The following is an 18,009-nucleotide window of genomic DNA, read 5'->3' on the forward strand; positions in this document are numbered from 1 at the left end:
GTCAGGCTCCCGACCAGGCGATGAAGCCGCTGAGGTCTCGAAGTTGGGCTATTTCGTTGATCAATTGGCCGGAGTCGGCAATTGCCAGTTTCCAGTCCCCATCGGCCCACTGCAAAGGAAGGACCGCGTGCCCGAGCATCCCTTTGTCGGTCTGAAAGGCGAGGTCAACGTTTGCTGCCAATGGTGAGTAACTCTTGATTACGAAGCCGCGAAATTGAACGGTTGTGTTCGACGTGGACTTTGACGAGGAGTCTGCCCTGGCGATATCCCGGCCCGGCCCGGGCATCAAGAGCTTGTCCATGGCTTTCTGACTGAGGACAGGATCTCCAGAGGAGCCCATAGCCAAGATGTTGGCGGCTGCATAAAGGGCACCGGTTGGGGATTTTGCGAAGCATGATCTGAAGCCGTCTCCGTCTGTCAGGCCCGGCCCGAAGGTCTTGGGGTCGGTGGGTGCGGCCATTGTCCCTACGAGTGCCCACTTGGACTTAGGCGCTGTCCCCAGTGCTGTTTCCGTGCTTGAGGGCAGGCCGCAGACGCTCTTGCCTGCAACTGTCGTGGCGCTGGGGCTGGCTGTGCCCGGGTTGGCGGACGCTGCCGTTCCCGGCGCTGGCTGGGTGGTGTCCTGTCCTTTGGGGAGCAGGAAGATGACGACGGATGCTGCGATCAGCGCGACCACCAGCGCGGCAGCAATGATGAAACCGGGTTTGGTGAACGGATTGCTTTCGGTGGTGCTCTCTGTTGACTGGCTCATGGTGAACCTCCCGCTGTTAGTGCTGGCTTAGACGAAGGCGCGGACGATGCCCGCGGAGCCGGTGATGATGATGCAGCCCATCAGGACCCAGCCGAGCTTGCCGATGGCTTGGGCGCCCTCGCCGCGCTGGAGCTGGATGACCATGCCGATGCCCACGATGATGACGCCCAGGACGCCGAGGACCAGCCCGATGCCGGAGGCCCAGTTCAGGATCGTGAGCAGGCCACCTGCCTGTGCCGGAACGACCGGGGTGGGGTTGGGGATGACGCTTCCGTCAAGTACAGCGAAGGGGTTCATGGTGAGACCTTTCAGTTCGTGGTGCCGGGTGAGGTGGTGGTAGCCAGGGCGGCTAAGTCAGTGATGAAGCGTTGGTATTCGCGGGCCGGCGGCAGGGTTGTGGAGTCTCCGTGCCGCCAGGCCTCGACCCAGGGCAGGGTCCAGAGCCGGGGTGCGCCCCCGCCGACGATGGCGGTGAAGTCACGCAGGGGTTTGGGGGTCTTCCCCGGTGCGTCGGCGAGGACGGCGAGGCCGAGCAGATCAAGCTCAGGCGCCGCGCCTGATGCCCACTGGGTCAGTGCGCTCTGTGCAGCTGTCAGCCCGCGCATATCTGCACGGCAGGCCAGCAGCACCCGCGGCTTGCTGCCGTCCTGGAGAACAGGCCAGCAGTGACCGGTGACGCGCGCCCCGTCGAGAAGGTCAGCGATGCGGCTTTCACCGGATCCCCCGTGGGCGCCGATGACCCACAGCGCTGCAGAACCTGAGACCGTGCGGCGGGCCAGACGGTCTGCAGCGTCCGGTTCAACCACTCCCCTCAGCGGCGCACTAATTACTGCCGCGGGCGGCAGGTGCGCGTCCTGTGCCTCCTCCTCCGCGTTGTCGGTGGCGGGGCTTGTGATCCAGGGGTTCAATGTCTGTTGCATGGTTCCTCCTTCCAAAGTCCGTTGGTGAGTGGTTCAGAAGCCAGCGGCTACGGCGGCCGCGGCCGCGAGCCATGCCCGCTGGGTGGCGGGCTGGAGGGCTTCGTAGCGGATGGGTCCGTTGACCAGGGCCGGATCGTAAGGAATCCGGACGACGGCCCGGACGAACGGGGCGAAGCCGTCAGCGATCCGCTGCGCCTCGTCCTTGGCCCGCTTCAGGGCATCCCCGCTCATGCTGCGTTTGGCGTCGGTGGACTCGGAGACGATCACGACGGCGCCCCGTGCCAGTTCTGCGTCGTGGCCGCCACGGGATTCCAGGGTCTGCAGGGTCAGCCGGGCGGCTTCGGCGCGGTCCTCGATGGCGGTGACCGGGACGACGAGCTGGTTGGTGTGGTCGATCATCCGGCGCCAGTTCGCTGCCCGGGCGGTGTTGCCGGAGTCCATCACGACGAGGCGGTAGTAGCGGGTGAGGACCTGGTGGGCGATGTCGACTTCCTCGGCGGTGACTTCGTGGTCGCCTTCCTCGTTTTCATCCGAGCGCAGGACATCGAACTTGTCCGCGGTCTGGTGGTGAACGAACTTGGCGATTTCGGCCGCGTTCGTTGACGGGGAGAGCAGTTCGGTGGATGCGTCGATCAGGTCCAGGACGCTGCGGTCGTGGGAGCCCTTTTCTGTCCGCCAGCCGAGGGTGCCCTGGGACTCGTTGTTATCCCACGCGACGGCGGCGGCCCCGCTGTAGCGGGCGAGGATGGCCGAGAGCATCACCACGGTGGGGGTCTTGTTCGCCCCGCCCTTGCGGTTGACCACGGCAATGGTCCGGGGACCGGGCCAGTGCTGGCTCACCGTGCGAATGTCCTCCCGCTCGGAGAGTTCTTCCTCCGAGGGGTCCATCCGCAGTCCCAGGCGCGTCAGCATTCCCCGCCAACCCTGAGTGGCCGGTTCCAGCACCGGGGCGCTGACCAGAAACGAGGTTTCCTTCAAGCTGCGCCGCGTCGGCGCCGCTTCTTCAGTAACGGCGGCGGCCGTCTGCGGTTCCGGGTTGGCCGGCACCGGAACCGCATCGGCTGCGACGGGGGCAGGTGGCCACGGCTGGGCGTCCACCGGTGCCGCCGGGCCAGGAACTGGCGCGGACGCTGCTGGAGTGGCCACGGGCTCCGGTGCGGGGACGGTCTCAATGATCGCCGGGACGACTGTCCTGGGTGTGGTTTCCGGAGCTTCTACCCGGCGGCGGGTCTGCCGGGGGTCATAGGAAACGGATTCGATCTTGTTATCCGGGTGCACGATGAGCTCACCGTGGCCTTCGGGATCCTCGATCTGGACCCGCACGGGGCGCTGGAGGGTCTGTGCCTCGCCCACGATGAGGGCCAGGGCATTGTTGCGCAGTTCCTGAACGGAGTCTCCGGCAGGAACGACGCGGGAGTTCCCCGCGACGACGACCTCGGCGGTTCCGTTGTCGCGGACGATGGCCCTGATGTTGGGAAAGGCCATGACCTCGATTGGTGTAGTACCCATGAGCTTCTTCCTTACGTGTGTGAGATGGAGAGGGGTGCGGCGCTTAGGACGAGGGCGGGGTGAGCCGGTTGACCTTCCACGGGGCGTCCCTGCCCGTGCGGAGCAACTGCACCGTGTAGGTCCCGGCATTGGTGGGAACCGCTGCCATGACGCCGAAGCCGTTGGCTTCATCGACGCTCAGCGTGGCGGGGCCGGTGACGCGGCTGACCGGGACGTTGGACGGGTCCACCGCCGAGTAGTCAGCGGTGGCCTGCGGAGTCAGCCAGCGGGCCAGGTCATTGGCCCACTGCTTTTCCTCCACCGTGGGACGGGCGAAGTCCGTCATTGCCTTCCCCGCGACTTCCCCCGCTTTGTCCTTGCTGGCCTGATCCCAGGTGATGCCGATCGTGGCCGGGACCGTGCCCCCGGGCGCCTGGGGTCCGCTGTTGGCGCTCAGTGAGACCGGCGCGGACGCTGTGGGCTGGCTGGGTGATGCCGCCGGTGCCGGCGTCGTGTTCGCCACCGGTGCGCAGGAAACGCAGAGCAGCGCCACGGCGAGCAGGATCACGGGCTTCTTCACTTCTTCTCCTCTTCAGTGGGCAGGTACAGGAAAGCGGAGGGGACGGTGTTGGCCACTGTCCGGGTGTAGTAGCTGTGGTCCGCCGGGGCCGGGTTGCCGTTGTAGCCCTCTTCGACGTAGGTCCCGTTGTCCTTGACTTCCTTGACCACGGCTACGTGGCCGAAGTTCGGGTCCGCTCCCCCGGACCCTGGCGCGTACCAGACGACGGCGCCGACCCGGGGTGTGCTGCCGGTTGGCCAGCCTTTGGCGTCCCAGCCGGCCTTCCACGTCACTGCGGAACCCAGCTGCTGCCCGTCCGGGCGGAAGGTGCCGTTGAGGACCTTGAACGGTGCGCTGGTTGAACCCATCTGCTGGTTCACCCGCCACAGGGCGAAGTCCACACACTCGCGGTAGTACATGCCCAGCGGTGACGTGCTGGCTGTGTTCGCTCCGGCCTGCAACCAGGTCGGGGCGTTCTTCCACGGGTAGTCATCCCCCGCGCCGGATTGTCCCGGGATGGCGCAGTCGCTGCCTTGCAGGGAGAACTTCGAGTTCGAGAGCGCCTGAACGAGTTTGACGGCCCCGGGCCAGTACCTCTGGTAGTGGTACGGGTCGGCATTGCGCTGGACCTTGTTACCGGCAAGGGTCGGTTCCAACAGCTCCCAGCCGGGCACGGCCTGCAGGGCCTTGATGAAGTTGGTGGCGCTAGTGGTGGGGTTCATGCGGTCTGTGTAGGAGCCCCACGCGCCGTTGTCGCGCTGCTGGAACAAACCCCGCGAGTCCGGGCCGGCACCGTCGCCGGAGTCCAGCACCCGCAGGCCCGACTCTCCCAGGGCCACCATGACGCTGATCATCTGACCGTTTGCGGATAAGTTCAGTGCCTTGCCGGCGCCCATGATGGCTGCGGCATTCTTCAGCTGCTCCTGGGTGTACCCCTCGACCTTGGTGCTGCCGTCGATGACGACGGACACGGCAGGCCCGCAGTCAGCCGCGGCGGGTTTCGCGGGGGCCAGCAGCAGGAGCATGGCGAAAACCGAGCCGAGCATCATCACGGGTGCTACGACGGCGGTTCCGGTGCTGAGCCTCTTGGACGGCTTCACGGCTTCCCCCTGTGCTTCTGTGCTGTGTTGCCTAGCGGTCATGTCTCGTAGGTGGGCCCCGGCTAAACTCGGTGCAGAAGATACGATGGATTCAACCAAGATTTGATCTATCGAAGAAAGTTTAATTATTGGTTCAACCCTAGCAGGTATTGATCGCCCGTGCTTGTCTATGCCCTTTGTCTAAGGAGTGTCCGTGCCTGTCTCAGCCGCCGAATTTAGGGAGTGGTTAGAGGGGAGCGCCGTCAGCCCGTCACCTACTGCGTTGAGCACGCTGACCGGTATAAATCGGGGCACCCTGAACAATCAGCTCAGGCGTGGAAATGTTGCGGAGTCCACGGTGATTGCCGTTGCAAGGGCTACCGGCACGAACGTCATCGATGCGCTCAGCGTTTTCAGTCCGTACCGGATCATTAAGTCCCGGCCCATAGAGCCCTCTTCGGCAGAGGTTTTGAGCCAGGTTCATCACGCCGATCTCATGGCCGAGCTGCAGTTCCGCACCTCTCAAAGGCACTATCCCCGTGAGATGCGCAAGGGAATCGACCTCATTGCCTTCCCTCATGAGGGCTCTGTTCGGGCCTGGATCGATGCCATCGACCCGGGGGACATTCGTCAGAGGATGTCAGAGGAAACGGGCATGGCGCTTACCTATATCGCCACACAGCTCACTGAAAATAAGTTGAATCCTCACTTGGCGATTGCTGCGTCTCGGGCCGGCGGGGGCTCGTACGCGTCCGGCCTTGTGGTGACTGAATTGATCACGCCGGCCGAGGGAGGGTGGCAGATCCGGGCGCGCGAAGACGAACTACTTGAAGTTTCCGATGATGTCCTAGTGGACGCCATTTCCGCCCGCATTCATCTTTTGCAGAGGCGTGTGAAGCAACGCAAGGAAGCCCGCGAATACGCGGAGAAGATGACGGAACTTCTGGGATGAACCCGCTCACCGTCGTCCCGGTAAGCCTGATGCTCATTCTCCTGGGCAGCCTGACGTTCAAACGCATCAATACGCCGGTGTTGGGACACCAGCACGCACTGCAGGGAAAAGCCAGCAGCATCGCCCTGTCGGGCATTTTCCTGACCCTTGCTTATCTGTTGCTCCTGCCCCCGGTCTACATGGGTGTGGAGTCGCTCATGCCTCTGACCAATGGCACCGACCTGATCTCCAAATACTTCGCCCTCGTGGCCGTCGCCTTCCTGGGCGGGCACCTCAGCGTTGCCTACGACTCACCGCTTGCGCGCAGGTGGACTGTCGGGGCGCCCGGAGCGGCCGTGCTGGGAATCGTCGCCACGGGCCTGCTTGGGACCCTTCTGGCGACGGATGCCCCGAATCCGTCACCGCAGCTGCTGGATTACGCTTCGCAGCCGAGTGTGCGCCTGAATACGTGGCTCGTGCTGGCCTACGTCGCCTACATAGTTTTCCCGCTCATCAGGCCCGCCTACAAGGACTCACGCAAGAATCCGCTCCGTGTCGGCCGGCTCGCGTCCGGGCTTATTGCCACCGGCTTTGCGCTGTCACTGATGCGTGCCTTCACCTATCCGGTCGAATTGGGCGCGACCGGCGACGTCACCTACCTCTTCATGATTGTTTCCTATGTCTCCACCGCCTTCGTGGTGATAGGCCTGGCACTCTTCGCCTATGCCCGGAAGAACCGCACACCGCAGACCGAGCTTCGCTCGGCTCTTTCGATCGACTAGAAAGGCTGCCTCATGAATGCCACGCCGCAAGACGCCCAACTAGCCGTCAAACGCGTCCTCGCCAAGGTCCACAAGGAAGACGAGGCCGCCTACAGGGTCATCTTCGAAGCAGTGAAAATCTGCATCGTCTCCGGGATGAATCGACGGGAGGCAGCTAAGTTCCTTGGCGTGCAGGCTCGACGAATCGACCGCCGCGGACAGTACTTCCGATCACTCCTGGCAACCAGGAACCTGTTCCGTGGCGCCTTGAACGCCGGCGGCGGCTCATCGGCCGATGCTGCCGAGGTCGAAGCCATCGTTCGGCGGGCCTGGAAGCGCTAACCTTGAGGCCGCAGTTTGATCCATAACTAAAATTTCTTGATTTTGTGGCATATTGGAACCATGGCGCTATCAATGTCTTGCAACCCAGTCGCGAACCCTCGCCCGCACGGGAATAGCGCGGTCGACCTGCGGGAACGACTGCCCGGAGATTGGTGCGACACGGCAGCGACATCCCACTTAAGGGAACCTGATTCCGGTTCCATGGAGAATGTCCATGGAAAACCAAGGAATGAGGACGCCATGCCACAGCCCTTCAAGGGAGACCGCCGGAACATCACCGTGCGGATGCAGGCTGCTGATGCCCAGAAGCTGCAAGCTTTCTCGGACATTACCGGCGACTCCAAGAGCGATGTTGTTGCTCGCTTGGTGATCGACTTCCTAAAGACCATCGACTTCGACAGCATCTCTGGCCAGGAGGCCCTGCCTATCGCTAAGGCCAGTTAAAAACTGAAGGCCCGCTTTCGCGGGCCTTCAAAAAGTATGACGTTCAGATCCACATCTTGGCGGATCAGCGATCTGAACTTATCAAGCTCCCCGTGAGGGGCGCTCCATTTGCTATACCCCGAAGGGACTAGCTGTTGTCTATGGTACCTGTAGCGGCCGTGTCGTCAACATCCGACGCACTACAGTCGGCGCGTCAAGTCACGCCCGAAATGACATGGGCACTTGCCCCATTAATCGCCGGCGCATCTACTTACCGCTTGGGACGCTGGATCGGCGGTCGCTTCCAGTACCCGCGGCCACAGAATCCGCCCCGGATCACTGCGACGTTGCCGGCACGGCCGGCGGCTGTCCTCATTCATGGTGCAGATGGCTCTGTGGCTACTCTCTGCCTTGACCTGGACACCTCTAAAGCGCTGCAGGGAGTCGTCGATGATGACGCCCAACGGCTCGGGAACCTCTTGGAAAGCTGCAGTATCCGCTACGTCGGGGACGTCTCCCCCAGCGGCGGCCGCCACCTTTACATCCCGCTTGCAGAGCGCATGAGCGGCACGGAGGCCCGGGAGCTCGTCGAAGCCATGGCTCTGATGGCTCCGAGTCTCGATCCCGGTCCGCACCAGAACGTCACGGACGGCTGTATCCGGGTTCCTGGTTCCGCGCATAAGTCCGGCGGTCACCAGCTCCTGACTACTCCCTTGGCTGCTGCCTATGACATCCTGCGCCGCCGTAATCCCGCCAATGCTGTGGCCGCGCTCCGGCTGGTCCTTGCGCCGGAGCTCAGGCGCGCCCGCGAACTGAAAGACCGGACGGCCAAGATGACGGCCGCCGCGACGGCGCACGGTATTCGCCCCGTCCCCTTCGGCGGGAGCCAATCCCCCTTGCGGGTGCTGGCCCGTACCGGCCTGTACGACACGGCCAAGTACGCCAGCCCGTCAGAGGCCCGCATGGCGGTCCTGAACCACTTCGCTGCCTGTGGCTGGACCCTGGAGCAGGTCCGCCTCGAGCTGGGCGGCCAGTTCCCCGGCCTCGCAGCCCTGTACACCACCACCGACCGGCAGGAGCGTCTCATCGACACAGAGTGGGCCAAGGCCTGCCGCTGGATCGAAAAACGGGGAACCCAGCCAGCAGGCAGAAGGACTACCCGTATTAACGACACAAGCCCCCCTAAACCCACAGGGGGGGGCGATAGAACCACCAGCAAGGCTGGCACACACCAGCTCGTGAACGATCTGGAAAATGTCCTCTACGCTGTCCTGGACCACAGGCTGAAAGAACGCGGCCGCGAGGGCGTGAGTCTGCGTCTGCTGCTTCGGGCGGTGCTCGGCTACATGCGGACCACGGAGACTGATCTGCTGGACGTAGGCTGCCGTACCTTCGCTACCGCACTGGGCAAACACCACGGCACTATCGCCAGACTCCTTCCGCTGCTTCAACAGGCGTCTGATGGCATCCTGACCAAAGTCTCCGATGCCCGCGGCCGCGACGCTGATGTCTACGTGATTCAACTCCCCCAGCACTTTGAACAACTCGCGCGGGAACTGTCCTGGCGCAGCGGAAAAATCCATGGCATCCGCCCCGTTTTCCGCGTCCTGGGCGACGTCGCTGCCCTCGTTTACGAAGCCATCGAACGCGGACGCCTCTCCCCCACCACAGCAACCATCGTCCGATCCACAGGCCTCAGCCGGACAGCCGTAGAAACAGCCCTGGGCACCATGAGCAGCTACAACATGATTGAACGCCGGCACGGGCAATGGAGAATTACGGCCGGGACCAGCCTGACGGCGTTGGCGCGCCGGCTCGGGGCACTTGAGGATGCTGCAGAGCAGATTGGCCGCCATCGAAAGCAGCGCGCAGCCTGGCACGCATGGCTGGATCGGAACCTGGTACCTGAACTTGCAGAACATGAAGTGGAAGACCCCGACTCGGACCTGTACTGGATCCCTCCCTCCGAAAGTGAACTGGACTGGGGCGGGACGCTGTGGCGGGTGGCCTAGCGCTTCACCGCGGGCAGATGACTGGAAACCAGCAATCAATATCAGCAGTATGTACTGGTTTCACAAGTGAAAAAAGTGAACACAGGGAAACCATCTTCACAAGTAAATCCAATTGTCAGGGGAGTGCCACGTTAGCCCGGACGCTTGGAGAGTGTTCGCTTGTAAAGCAAGTGAACACAGCAGAGACAGTCAACCCGTATTTGCTGGCTTCACTGGTTTCACAAGTGAAAAAAGCGAAGACACGGAAACCAGCTTCACAAGTAAAGCCAGTGTTGCTGGCTACGCTGGAATCACTTTGGAAGGGGATTTGATGAAACACGATCTGGACCGCGGTGCCCTAAGCCGCGTTATCGCGGTAATTAACGGCAAGGGCGGTGTCTTCAAGACCAGCCTGGTGGCCAACGTAGGTGGACTCCTCGCTGAGGGCGGGTCGCGTGTGCTCCTCGTGGATCTCGACCCTCAAGGAAACCTCGCCGAGGACCTTGGCTACGCCGACCAAGGTGACGGTGGTAGAAGTCTGGCGGCTTCGCTATGTTTCGGCGGAGAGCCCGACCTGCTGGCCGGCGTTCGACCCAACCTCGACGTCATCGCCGGCGGCGCCCATCTCGACGATGCCGCGGCATTCCTTGGCGCCAAAGCGCAGAAGGATCGTGACGCTGCGCAGCTGGCCTTGGCCAAACTGCTTGCTAGCGTCGCGGGGGAGTACGACCTGGTCCTGCTCGACTGCCCGCCCGGAAATGAGCCCCTGCAGGCAGCCGCGGTAGCTGCCGCTCGCTATGCACTGGTACCGCTGAAGACAGATATGTCCAGCCGTAAGGGTGTCGCCGCCGTCGCGGCCCGCATGGACAGCGTCGTCGGACTCAATCCATCTCTGGACCTATTGGGCGTTGTCCTGGTTGGTACCGGTACGAATTCCAAGCAGGTTCACAAGGTCACCCGCGACCACCTCACCGCCGATTTTGGAACGGACGAAGTGCTGTTCCCGATGAGCATCCGCCACGCGGAGGCCACGGCCCAGGCGTGTCGTGAGCGTGGATTGCTGGCCCACGAGCTCGAACGGGAGCTCAGCAAGGGACCGAAATGGTGGGAGGTCCTGCGCGGTGAAGCGAAGGCCGGACATGCCGGGCCAAAGTCGGCTTCCAGCGTGGCCGAAGATCTCCACGCAGTCGCCATGGAAGTGACCCGTCGCATCGCCGTCACAGAATCCCAGGAGGTCAACGCGTGAGCGCCGAACCGACACCCAGCCGACCCGCACTCGGATTGCCCCCGCGACGCACTGCAGCGCCGTCCGCCGAGGCGCCGCTGGCACGGATGCTCCCCGGACACCGGCCGGAGACGCCAAAGAGGGCAGAACCCAAAGAAACCGAAACAGCGAATATGACGGTGAGTATCCCCGCCCCGCTGCGAAACCGGGCGCGGGCCGCGTACCGGGCTACCAGCTACGCCGAAGGCGATAACACCTGGAGTCACTTCGTGGCGAAAGCCATTGAAGCCGAGACGGTTCGCCGCGAAGCCGAACACAATGACGGTGCGATGTACCCGTCTTGGGGTGAAAATCTTCCCGGCGGCAGGCGGCTCAAAGACAGCTGAAGCAGCACGGCTAAGTCCGTTGCCTTCCCGGAGTCGCTGCGCTGGCATGAGTAGTCGGCCTACTTGCCATGCGGATCCTTCCAAGCGCGGACCAGGCGCACCAGGTTGAGGTTGGACGGCTTGTGCACGAGCACGAGAAAGATTGCAACAGCGGTGCACGCCAGGCACGCGGCAACGATCCAGAGAGACTGTGCGTTGGTGATGATGCTGAACAAGAGGATGAAGAGCTTCACTGTGTTCCTTGCTGTTGAGATTGCTACCGACTGAGAGGGTCGGCTCCTGCGGACACAGTCACCCGCCACGCTGCCGGCGTGTGGGAAATGCGCTGTGTCCGCTTTTATCTCTATGCAGTCCGAAGCCCGACGGCTGCACGCTCTCAAAAAGGAACAGTTTGTTTGGTCGCACGACTCGCGACATCGCAACCCCGCTCAAGTACAGTCCGGTCATGGCTCGAACCGTAGGACCACCCAACAGGACCGAAATCATTCTGGTAATGGTTACTTGTGCGCTGATCTTCACTGGCCAGCGTCGGGACGCGCCGTCCCCTGTCATGTCCTTGGTCCAGCCCCGGGAATGGTTCGCGGGGCCCTAACGTGGCTGCAGCTTCGACGTCGAATCACCCCAGGGTGATGATGCGCGCGCCCGGTACGAGTGATGGACTGCAGTCAAAGCAGAGGAGGACGCCATGTGTCGTTGGCTCGCTTATTCAGGTTCGCCGGTAAAGCTTGAGGAGCTTTTGTACAAACCCGCCAATTCGCTCGTGATGCAGAGCAAGCACTCACGCCTGGGTGCCACGACCACCAACGGCGACGGCTTCGGCGTCGGCTGGTACGGATCCGCGCCGTATCCCGGGGTGTTCCACAGCACGGAGCCGGCCTGGCACGACCGCAACCTCCGCGAACTGTCCGCCCAGGCGTCGTCCGGCCGCGTCTTCGCGCACATCCGTGCCACGACCGGCTCGGCAGTCCAACAGACCAACTGCCATCCGTTCCGACACAACCGCTGGCTGTGGATGCACAACGGGCTCCTCACGGATTTTCCGACCATGAAGCGCGACTTGGCCTTCGCCGTCGAGCCCTCGCTCTTTCCGCTGATCGAGGGAGCGACAGACTCGGAGCTGTTCTTCTTCCTCGCGCTCACTTTCGGCCTGGAGCAGGACCCGCGCGCTGCGGTCGCTTCCGCGGTTGGGCTCATTGAAGAGGTCGGCCGGCGCCACGGCATCGATTACCCGATTCAGATGACTGTCGCAACCACCGACGGCGACACCACCTGGGCGTTCCGTTACTCCAGCGAAGGCCGGTCCCGGTCGCTTTTCCACAGCACTGACGTCGCGACACTCCGCGCCCAATACCCGGACAACCCCATGCTCCATGAGCTCTCTGATGAAGCACGCCTGGTGGTCTCCGAGCCTCTGGGGGACCTGCGCGGGGCGTGGCGGGAAATACCCGAGTCGACCTGCGTCGTAGTGCACGGAGGCGGGGAAGACCTGTTCGACTTCTCGCCCGCGGCCGGCTAGGGCGGGCACTGGTCTGCGCCCGTCAGATGCTGAGTCTGTCAACCCGAATCAGGACCATTGGGACGGGGTGGATTCTAACGATCGTCGCATGACTGGTCCTGTCTGCTAAATGCTCGCGCGATTGCCTGGATGGGGTATGCCGTCAGCCGAGTAATCCCGGCAAGAACCAGAAGAATCCCCACCGCGGTTAGTTGCCGATAAACATCAGCAGCGTCACGACCAGCGTTCCGCCATAGGTCAGGGCAAAACTCAACGTGTCCGTATTAAGGGGCACTAGTGGTTGCCAGGTCAGCGGCGGGGGAGCGAGGTGGCAGGTGCCGGTACATGGTGGTGCGTTTCAGCCCGGTCTTGGCGGTGATCTCCTTCATGGAGGAGCCTTTGTCCCGCAGCAGGGCGGCGTGTTCGAGCTTGTCGGCATCGATCACGGAAGGACGTCCCGTACGCCGCCCGTTGGCAGATGCCCCACGGCGTGTCAGAAGTCCTCTGCTCCGAACCGGTGATGGGGCGGTAGCGAATGTCTGGCGGTCAGGTTCCACTTAGTGCCGATTCAGCTACAGGCGACCGGCGCCGGGCCTGACATTTCATTTGCTGTCGGTGCGGCTGCACTGATCAGCTGGGCAAGCAGGTCCCGCATGACAAGGCCTGGACCACTTGGGCGATCTACGTCACGTACTAATTGGAATAGTGCTAGAGTACGTGACGTAGTGTTCCAGCGAACAGGAGAGAGCCATGACCATCACCCCACCCACCGACCCGGCCGCGGAGTTCCAGTACGTCCCGGTACCCAACGAGCACGTCCGTGCCGTGCTTGTCTTCCTCGGAGAACGGCTTTCGACTTCGGCCGTCACACCCGCCACCCCCATCGAGTCAACTGCTAAGGATGCGTTCGTCACCGATCAGGCAGCGATCGACAGCTGGACCGACGAGAACCTGATCAAGTTCTTCGCGATGGACACCAAGACCAACGTCATCGTCGGACGAATGCTCCGCCACCTCTCCGGCCACCCCGGCCCGGACGGCGCTCTGAGCACCCGTGAGTTGGCGGAGGCGCTGGACGTGGACTACTCCGTCATGAAGAACATCCCGACTCAGGTCAGGCGCACGCTGGGCAAGCACTTCCCAGAGTTGACCAAGCCTTGGTGCGCGCAGTCCGGGCCCAAGTTCACGCCGCCGCGTCCCAACGAGGTGTTCTTCTGGGTCACGGCTGAGCGCGCGGCTCAGTTGAAGCGCCTGCGTGGCTGACGCGCGGCCTCCTTACAGGAACCTTTAGCGGGCGGCCGGTCCCTCCACCGCGGCACCTTCCGCCCGTCGACGGGGGCGCCGGGCGGAGCGTTCATGGCTGGCCTGACGATGCAGCTATTGCGTCTCAGTTCCTAGGAAGTGGAACGCCCGAGGTTGGGTCTTCGAAGAGTTGCGACACGCCAGGACATTTCGTTCCAAAACTATCTTCTTTTTGATGTCCCGTGCGGAGCGTGCAGGATAAGTATCGGTACAGTGAATCCATGGAAATTGGGTACGCCCGCGTCTCGACCGCGAAACAGGACCTCGACCGGCAGATAGAAGCACTACGCGGCGAGGGCATCCCTGCCCGGCACATCTACGTGGACAAGAAGTCCGGATCCACCACAAACCGGCCCGGACTTCATGAAGCACTCGACCAGGCCCGCGAGGGGGACGTGATCGTTGTGCATACCCTGGATCGGCTGGGCCGCACCGTCCGGGACACTCTGAACCTCATCCACGACCTGGCCGGCCGCGGGGTCGGAGTCCGGAACCTGGCTGACCCGATCCGGGTTGATTCCGCCAATCCGGAGGATCCCATGTCGCAGCTGGCGGTCGTGATGCTCGCGCTCTTCGGCCAGATGGAACGAACCTACGCGATCGAACGCGCAGCCCACGCGCGTGCTGTTGCTGCTGCTAAGGGCAAAAGGATCGGCCGGCCCAGCGTGGTCGATCCAGCGAAGCTCGCCTACGCCGCACACCTTCGTGACCAGGAGGATCAGTCCATCTCCGAGATCGTCAAAGCCACGGGTATCACCCGCTCCAGCCTCTACCGTTATCTGCCACCTCGTCCACGAGAGACGCTGACCGCCGAGAACCAGCAGAACGCCTAAAGAGCCCAACGTTCGTGGCGGTTCGTGCAGACGACTTCAGGCAGAGTGACGTTTGGTGCACGCGACTTCGAACAAAAACGACGGTTGGTGCAGACGACTTCGAGCACCTCCGTGTCAGGAGTCGCCTGCACAAGTCCCGTACTTCCGGGGGATCCAGTGCAGACGACTTCTGAAACTGACAGATTCGGATTCGCGCGGGGGTGTCCCACCGAGGGCGTCCCGGTTCCAAGGAAATGGAACATGGCAACGATTGGGCTTCTGGGGGTGCGCTCAGTGTGGAATAGTGCCGTCAATAACCTTGGGGGTAGACGTATGAAGTGCAGTCGTTTGCTGGACATCGTTGTCGCGATTTCTCTTGTGGCGGTCCCGCTCACGGGATGCGCGGGGCAGCCGCCAAGAGGCGAAGACCTGCAATCTTTTGGCTCCATTGATGAGGTCTACGCTGCCGTCGATGACGTCTTGGGTTGCGATTCTAAACCCGGTGGCGATCCGGTTGTTCCCATGGGCGATGGCGTCCGCCGCACTTCGGCGCAGAGACTATGTTCGGCAAATGTCCAGATAGACCTTTATCCGAATCAGGACGCTCTTGAGGAAAGCTATCAAATATGGGCTGACTCAAGTCAGGGCAAAATCCCTCTCGTTCGAGGCAATAATTGGATGGTTGTTGACCTCAGCCAAATTGCGGGTGGCCAGGTGTCAACGTTCGACCTCGAACGTTTGGCCGAGAAACTGAACGGCGAGTACGCCGTTGTCGGCACATAGGTGGCGGCACCCCAAGAAGTGTCCGCAGGCGAGTAGCCTCGACCGGAACGATGCCCGCGCGAGCCCCGGTGAAGGATCCTCGGGGGGGAGTGCTCCATCTGGTGTCCCAGTTCAAGGAAGTGGAACGGTGCCGATTCGCCCCCACTGTAACGTTGTGCCTGCGTCGCCAACGCAGCAAATTGACTACTTCTTCTCATGCCGGCCCCCTGGGACAGAGGCCAACTTCGATTTCCAATCGGGAGCACCTACCTCGTGAAGCCACTGCGCGAACTTTCACTGTCGCAGGCCAGAATCAGTCGTGCCCAGGGCAATATCAAAGAGTTCGCCCAACTCCTCGGTGAGTACCTTGAAGGCCGCCCATCACGGATACGAGTCGACATCGATGCCCAAGGCCACGGGGCCATTCGGGTTGAACGCCGCGAACCCATCCCCGACCAACTCTCCATCCTCCTGGGAGAGGCACTTCAAAACCTACGCGCCGGCTTGGACAACTGCCTCTACGCCGTAGCGATCATCGACTCGGGAACCAACCCACCGCCAGGAGCTTCCCAACTTCAATGGCCCATCGCGCTTTCACCCAAGGAATGGACCGCGAACAAGAAGCGGCTTCAGCACCTATCTCCGCATCTCATCGAGGCCCTTCATCGCATCCAGCCCTTCCAGGCTGAGAACCCCGGGTGGAATTGCCTTCGCATCTTGCACGACCTTGCGCGCATCGACCGGCACCGCGCCGCCCACGAACTCGCGATGATGCCGGAGAAAGTCAAAGGAACCTACGACAAGAAGACCATTCACGACCTCAAGATTAATGAAGGGCCACTCGACGACGAGGGCATCGTGGTCACCTTCACCAGGCTTGGAGACGGAGAGCTGACACCGAAGATGCTCGACCTGCAGTTCGAGTTCGATATTGATGTCCGTGACGTCGAAATGGCCCCACATATCGTGACGGGCAAACCGTCCCGACCATGGGGGTCGTTGGACAATCGTCTGAAGGTCATGTGCGCCGCAGTCGAAGACTACGCTGACGGCCTGGTGGAGCTGGCCCGAAACCCTGAACTGGCACGGGGCTGAGCAAGCGTAGCGGAATGCTCGGATTAGCCGGTGCCACGGTAGCCATCGCAATGGTTGGTCACAGCCTGAAGAACGCTGAGCCAGTAGCGTACAGGAGCTTGGTGAAGCTTTTCGAACTCCGCAACAAGGTCGCTCACACTGGCCGACTCGAGTCAGAGCCGAGTGCCGTGGAATCACTCAAGCTCGCACAGACGTCCGTGCGGGCCGCCTACAGAGCTGTGTCATGGTTGCGTTCAGCGTCCGTCTAAGGAGGTGGTTCAACGTGGGGTTCATAGATGCGTGCGAATTGTTCCGCCCGAAACCCAGGCTCCCTCATCCTTCTCACTATGGATTGAGCCTATGCGCTGAAGCCGGGTGGTTTTGTGATTGAATCTGTCCATCGAACGGCGTACTGAGGCGCCGAAGGACACTGTCATGGGGGTACAGGTGCCGCTGATTGCGATGTTAGACGGGGAGCGGGTTGACGCCACGAGGCACGATCCGGAATCGTGGGCGGCCCTTCAGGCATCAGAAGACCGGAAGCGGCTTGTCATGCCCGTGTGTAATATCCGAGCGGTCGCGAAAACCCGCGGACAAGCCACGAGGTTTTTCGCTCACTACCGACTGACCGACTGCGCCGTTGACCACGGCGGCGAATCACCCCAGCACCTTGCCATGAAAGAGGCCCTGGCCAAGGGGATCGCGGAGGTACCCGGCTGGCATGCCGTCATCGAGTACCCCCATCCCTCCCGCGAGTGGATTATCGATGTTCTGGCAGAGTCCGACGACATGCTCCACCGCGTCGCCTTCGAAGTGCAGCTTTCTTCGCAGACGCCGGCGGACTACTTCCGCCGAACTCAAAGGTACTTCGACAGCAACGTCTTCCCGGTGTGGCTGGTACCCCGGGCCCTCGAATACAGTGCCATCCATCTGCCTGTGGTGATCACCGGCTTCGGCAAGACCTCAGAAGTCCCGGACGACCCCGCGGAGCTCCTTGATCTGGAGACTAAGCACAATTTGCCTGCGGAGCAGGACGGCCTGGGCGACTTCATTAAGGACCTGTTGAGTAACGGCCCACGCTGGAGATCAGGGACGCCGAAGAAACAGCAGGAGGACTGGGACGCCGAACAGCGTCGACGCGTCGAGGAGCAACTGGCCGAAGCTGAACGTATCGCGAGGGCCAAGGTAGCCGTAGAGAAGACGAACCGCCGTAGCGTCGCCCCTGAGAAGGCATTCGAACCGCACACCGTTCATACCGAATCCGGCCCGTTTGTGTGGGCAACCTTGACGGACTGCTGGAAATGCGGGCGACAGATGATGGTCTGGGAGGCAGCCAGCGGCCGCGCGGGTGAGCAGTATTCCTCGGCGGGGCAGGTGGCCGTGAAAAGCACGGTGGGGCAGAAGCGATACGAAAACCACCCGGACGTCCATCATGCCGTGAACACATGGATTACACAGTCCGGTGCGACCGTGACGAAGGCGAAAATCGAACTGCGGAACAGCCAGGGCAGGGGGGAACCTTACAGCGCCTTCATATGTCCGGAATGCGGCGCACTCATGGGCCAGGTTTTCGTCGCACAGATCAATGCCGAGCACTGGTCAGTCATCAGTGCGCCACTTCTCCGGACTAACTGAAAGTCGGAAGCAGAAGATCCCACAAGGCGGTCGCCGTCTTGGTCGATGCCATGGTTCCCCTGAAGCTGTGTGC

General features: G+C 62.3%; 21 protein-coding genes. 13 read left to right on the forward strand and 8 right to left on the reverse strand.

Going from position 1 to position 18,009, the window contains the following annotated elements:
• Nucleotide 1 precedes the first annotated feature (1 nt).
• From AC1D1W_RS12155 to AC1D1W_RS12180, 6 genes are read right to left on the reverse strand one after another with little or no spacing between them, the layout of a single operon-like run.
• Nucleotides 2-751 (reverse strand): DUF8175 domain-containg protein, encoded by a 750-nt coding sequence (locus AC1D1W_RS12155; RefSeq protein ID WP_476943809.1) that lies wholly within the window; start codon nt 749-751, stop codon nt 2-4.
• A 27-nt stretch (nt 752-778) separates the two neighbouring features.
• Complete coding sequence (locus AC1D1W_RS12160) at nt 779-1,048, reverse strand: hypothetical protein (protein WP_476943810.1); 270 nt, start codon at nt 1,046-1,048, stop codon at nt 779-781.
• 11 nt (nt 1,049-1,059) lie between these two features.
• Entirely contained in the window at nt 1,060-1,671 is a 612-nt protein-coding gene (locus AC1D1W_RS12165; protein WP_476943811.1) for a DUF6668 family protein, read from the reverse strand.
• 33 nt (nt 1,672-1,704) lie between these two features.
• Nucleotides 1,705-3,180, reverse strand: a complete 1,476-nt coding sequence (locus AC1D1W_RS12170) for a MinD/ParA family ATP-binding protein (RefSeq protein ID WP_476943812.1) — start codon at nt 3,178-3,180, stop codon at nt 1,705-1,707.
• A 43-nt stretch (nt 3,181-3,223) separates the two neighbouring features.
• Nucleotides 3,224-3,739 (reverse strand): hypothetical protein, encoded by a 516-nt coding sequence (locus tag AC1D1W_RS12175; protein ID WP_476943813.1) that lies wholly within the window; start codon nt 3,737-3,739, stop codon nt 3,224-3,226.
• Nucleotides 3,736-4,767, reverse strand: coding sequence for a CHAP domain-containing protein (locus AC1D1W_RS12180; protein ID WP_476943819.1), 1,032 nt, complete (start codon nt 4,765-4,767; stop codon nt 3,736-3,738). The genes AC1D1W_RS12175 and AC1D1W_RS12180 overlap by 4 nt, the downstream gene beginning before the upstream one ends.
• Before the next feature lie 244 nt (nt 4,768-5,011).
• Between AC1D1W_RS12180 and AC1D1W_RS12185 the strand changes: the two genes are divergently transcribed.
• From AC1D1W_RS12185 to AC1D1W_RS12215, 7 genes are all read left to right on the forward strand, one after another.
• A complete protein-coding gene (locus AC1D1W_RS12185) occupies nt 5,012-5,749 on the forward strand; it encodes a hypothetical protein (RefSeq protein WP_476851585.1) in 738 nt (245 codons plus the stop codon).
• Nucleotides 5,746-6,510, forward strand: coding sequence for a hypothetical protein (locus AC1D1W_RS12190; protein ID WP_476851586.1), 765 nt, complete (start codon nt 5,746-5,748; stop codon nt 6,508-6,510). Before AC1D1W_RS12185 ends, AC1D1W_RS12190 begins: the two co-directional genes overlap by 4 nt.
• A 12-nt stretch (nt 6,511-6,522) precedes the next feature.
• The gene (locus tag AC1D1W_RS12195; protein WP_476943814.1) at nt 6,523-6,831 is read left to right on the forward strand and encodes a hypothetical protein; all 309 of its coding nucleotides are present in this window, start codon (nt 6,523-6,525) and stop codon (nt 6,829-6,831) included.
• Between the two features lie 240 nt (nt 6,832-7,071).
• Entirely contained in the window at nt 7,072-7,275 is a 204-nt protein-coding gene (locus tag AC1D1W_RS12200; protein ID WP_243182081.1) for a hypothetical protein, read from the forward strand.
• Nucleotides 7,276-7,649: 374 nt separating this feature from the next.
• A complete protein-coding gene (locus tag AC1D1W_RS12205) occupies nt 7,650-9,266 on the forward strand; it encodes a hypothetical protein (RefSeq protein WP_476851588.1) in 1,617 nt (538 codons plus the stop codon).
• A 310-nt stretch (nt 9,267-9,576) separates the two neighbouring features.
• On the forward strand, nt 9,577-10,491 hold the full coding sequence (locus AC1D1W_RS12210) for a ParA family protein (RefSeq protein WP_476851589.1): 915 nt from the start codon (nt 9,577-9,579) through the stop codon (nt 10,489-10,491).
• Nucleotides 10,492-10,643: 152 nt separating this feature from the next.
• Nucleotides 10,644-10,856: a hypothetical protein gene (locus AC1D1W_RS12215; protein WP_476851590.1), complete on the forward strand. Its 213-nt coding sequence runs from the start codon at nt 10,644-10,646 to the stop codon at nt 10,854-10,856.
• A 59-nt stretch (nt 10,857-10,915) separates the two neighbouring features.
• On the opposite strand, the gene AC1D1W_RS12220 is transcribed toward AC1D1W_RS12215, so the two are convergent.
• Complete coding sequence (locus AC1D1W_RS12220) at nt 10,916-11,089, reverse strand: hypothetical protein (RefSeq protein WP_476851591.1); 174 nt, start codon at nt 11,087-11,089, stop codon at nt 10,916-10,918.
• A gap of 452 nt (nt 11,090-11,541) precedes the next feature.
• Between AC1D1W_RS12220 and AC1D1W_RS12225 the strand changes: the two genes are divergently transcribed.
• The gene (locus AC1D1W_RS12225; protein ID WP_476851592.1) at nt 11,542-12,372 is read left to right on the forward strand and encodes a class II glutamine amidotransferase; all 831 of its coding nucleotides are present in this window, start codon (nt 11,542-11,544) and stop codon (nt 12,370-12,372) included.
• Between the two features lie 263 nt (nt 12,373-12,635).
• Here AC1D1W_RS12225 and AC1D1W_RS12230 read toward each other — a convergent pair whose 3' ends face one another.
• Nucleotides 12,636-12,797, reverse strand: coding sequence for a hypothetical protein (locus tag AC1D1W_RS12230; RefSeq protein ID WP_476851593.1), 162 nt, complete (start codon nt 12,795-12,797; stop codon nt 12,636-12,638).
• A 304-nt stretch (nt 12,798-13,101) separates the two neighbouring features.
• On the opposite strand from AC1D1W_RS12230, the gene AC1D1W_RS12235 reads away from it, so the two are divergent.
• The 5 genes from AC1D1W_RS12235 to AC1D1W_RS12255 all read left to right on the forward strand — a co-directional run bounded on the left by AC1D1W_RS12235 (nt 13,102) and on the right by AC1D1W_RS12255 (nt 17,936).
• Nucleotides 13,102-13,614 carry a hypothetical protein gene (locus AC1D1W_RS12235; RefSeq protein ID WP_476943815.1) on the forward strand — a complete coding sequence of 171 codons (513 nt, stop codon included), beginning with the start codon at nt 13,102-13,104 and terminating at the stop codon, nt 13,612-13,614.
• 260 nt (nt 13,615-13,874) lie between these two features.
• A complete protein-coding gene (locus AC1D1W_RS12240) occupies nt 13,875-14,486 on the forward strand; it encodes a recombinase family protein (RefSeq protein ID WP_476851595.1) in 612 nt (203 codons plus the stop codon).
• A gap of 240 nt (nt 14,487-14,726) precedes the next feature.
• Nucleotides 14,727-15,248, forward strand: coding sequence for a hypothetical protein (locus tag AC1D1W_RS12245; protein WP_476943816.1), 522 nt, complete (start codon nt 14,727-14,729; stop codon nt 15,246-15,248).
• A gap of 252 nt (nt 15,249-15,500) precedes the next feature.
• Nucleotides 15,501-16,322: a hypothetical protein gene (locus tag AC1D1W_RS12250; protein WP_476851597.1), complete on the forward strand. Its 822-nt coding sequence runs from the start codon at nt 15,501-15,503 to the stop codon at nt 16,320-16,322.
• A 414-nt stretch (nt 16,323-16,736) separates the two neighbouring features.
• Entirely contained in the window at nt 16,737-17,936 is a 1,200-nt protein-coding gene (locus AC1D1W_RS12255) for a competence protein CoiA (protein WP_476943817.1), read from the forward strand.
• The last annotated feature ends 73 nt before the right edge of the window (nt 17,937-18,009 follow it).

The organism is Arthrobacter sp. P1_B4, assembly GCF_056406555.1.

Bases quoted from the DNA above. Each gene is read 5' to 3' on its own strand.
- AC1D1W_RS12245 (WP_476943816.1), top strand. From the start codon at position 14,727: ATGGCAACGATTGGGCTTCTGGGGGTGCGCTCAGTGTGGAATAGTGCC.
- AC1D1W_RS12160 (WP_476943810.1), bottom strand. From the start codon at position 1,048: ATGAACCCCTTCGCTGTACTTGACGGAAGCGTCATCCCCAACCCCACC.
- AC1D1W_RS12210 (WP_476851589.1), top strand. From the start codon at position 9,577: ATGAAACACGATCTGGACCGCGGTGCCCTAAGCCGCGTTATCGCGGTA.
- AC1D1W_RS12165 (WP_476943811.1), bottom strand. From the start codon at position 1,671: ATGCAACAGACATTGAACCCCTGGATCACAAGCCCCGCCACCGACAAC.
- AC1D1W_RS12235 (WP_476943815.1), top strand. From the start codon at position 13,102: ATGACCATCACCCCACCCACCGACCCGGCCGCGGAGTTCCAGTACGTC.
- AC1D1W_RS12200 (WP_243182081.1), top strand. From the start codon at position 7,072: ATGCCACAGCCCTTCAAGGGAGACCGCCGGAACATCACCGTGCGGATG.
- AC1D1W_RS12215 (WP_476851590.1), top strand. From the start codon at position 10,644: ATGACGGTGAGTATCCCCGCCCCGCTGCGAAACCGGGCGCGGGCCGCG.
- AC1D1W_RS12255 (WP_476943817.1), top strand. From the start codon at position 16,737: ATGGGGGTACAGGTGCCGCTGATTGCGATGTTAGACGGGGAGCGGGTT.
- AC1D1W_RS12170 (WP_476943812.1), bottom strand. From the start codon at position 3,180: ATGGGTACTACACCAATCGAGGTCATGGCCTTTCCCAACATCAGGGCC.
- AC1D1W_RS12190 (WP_476851586.1), top strand. From the start codon at position 5,746: ATGAACCCGCTCACCGTCGTCCCGGTAAGCCTGATGCTCATTCTCCTG.
- AC1D1W_RS12225 (WP_476851592.1), top strand. From the start codon at position 11,542: ATGTGTCGTTGGCTCGCTTATTCAGGTTCGCCGGTAAAGCTTGAGGAG.
- AC1D1W_RS12195 (WP_476943814.1), top strand. From the start codon at position 6,523: ATGAATGCCACGCCGCAAGACGCCCAACTAGCCGTCAAACGCGTCCTC.
- AC1D1W_RS12180 (WP_476943819.1), bottom strand. From the start codon at position 4,767: ATGATGCTCGGCTCGGTTTTCGCCATGCTCCTGCTGCTGGCCCCCGCG.
- AC1D1W_RS12155 (WP_476943809.1), bottom strand. From the start codon at position 751: ATGAGCCAGTCAACAGAGAGCACCACCGAAAGCAATCCGTTCACCAAA.
- AC1D1W_RS12240 (WP_476851595.1), top strand. From the start codon at position 13,875: ATGGAAATTGGGTACGCCCGCGTCTCGACCGCGAAACAGGACCTCGAC.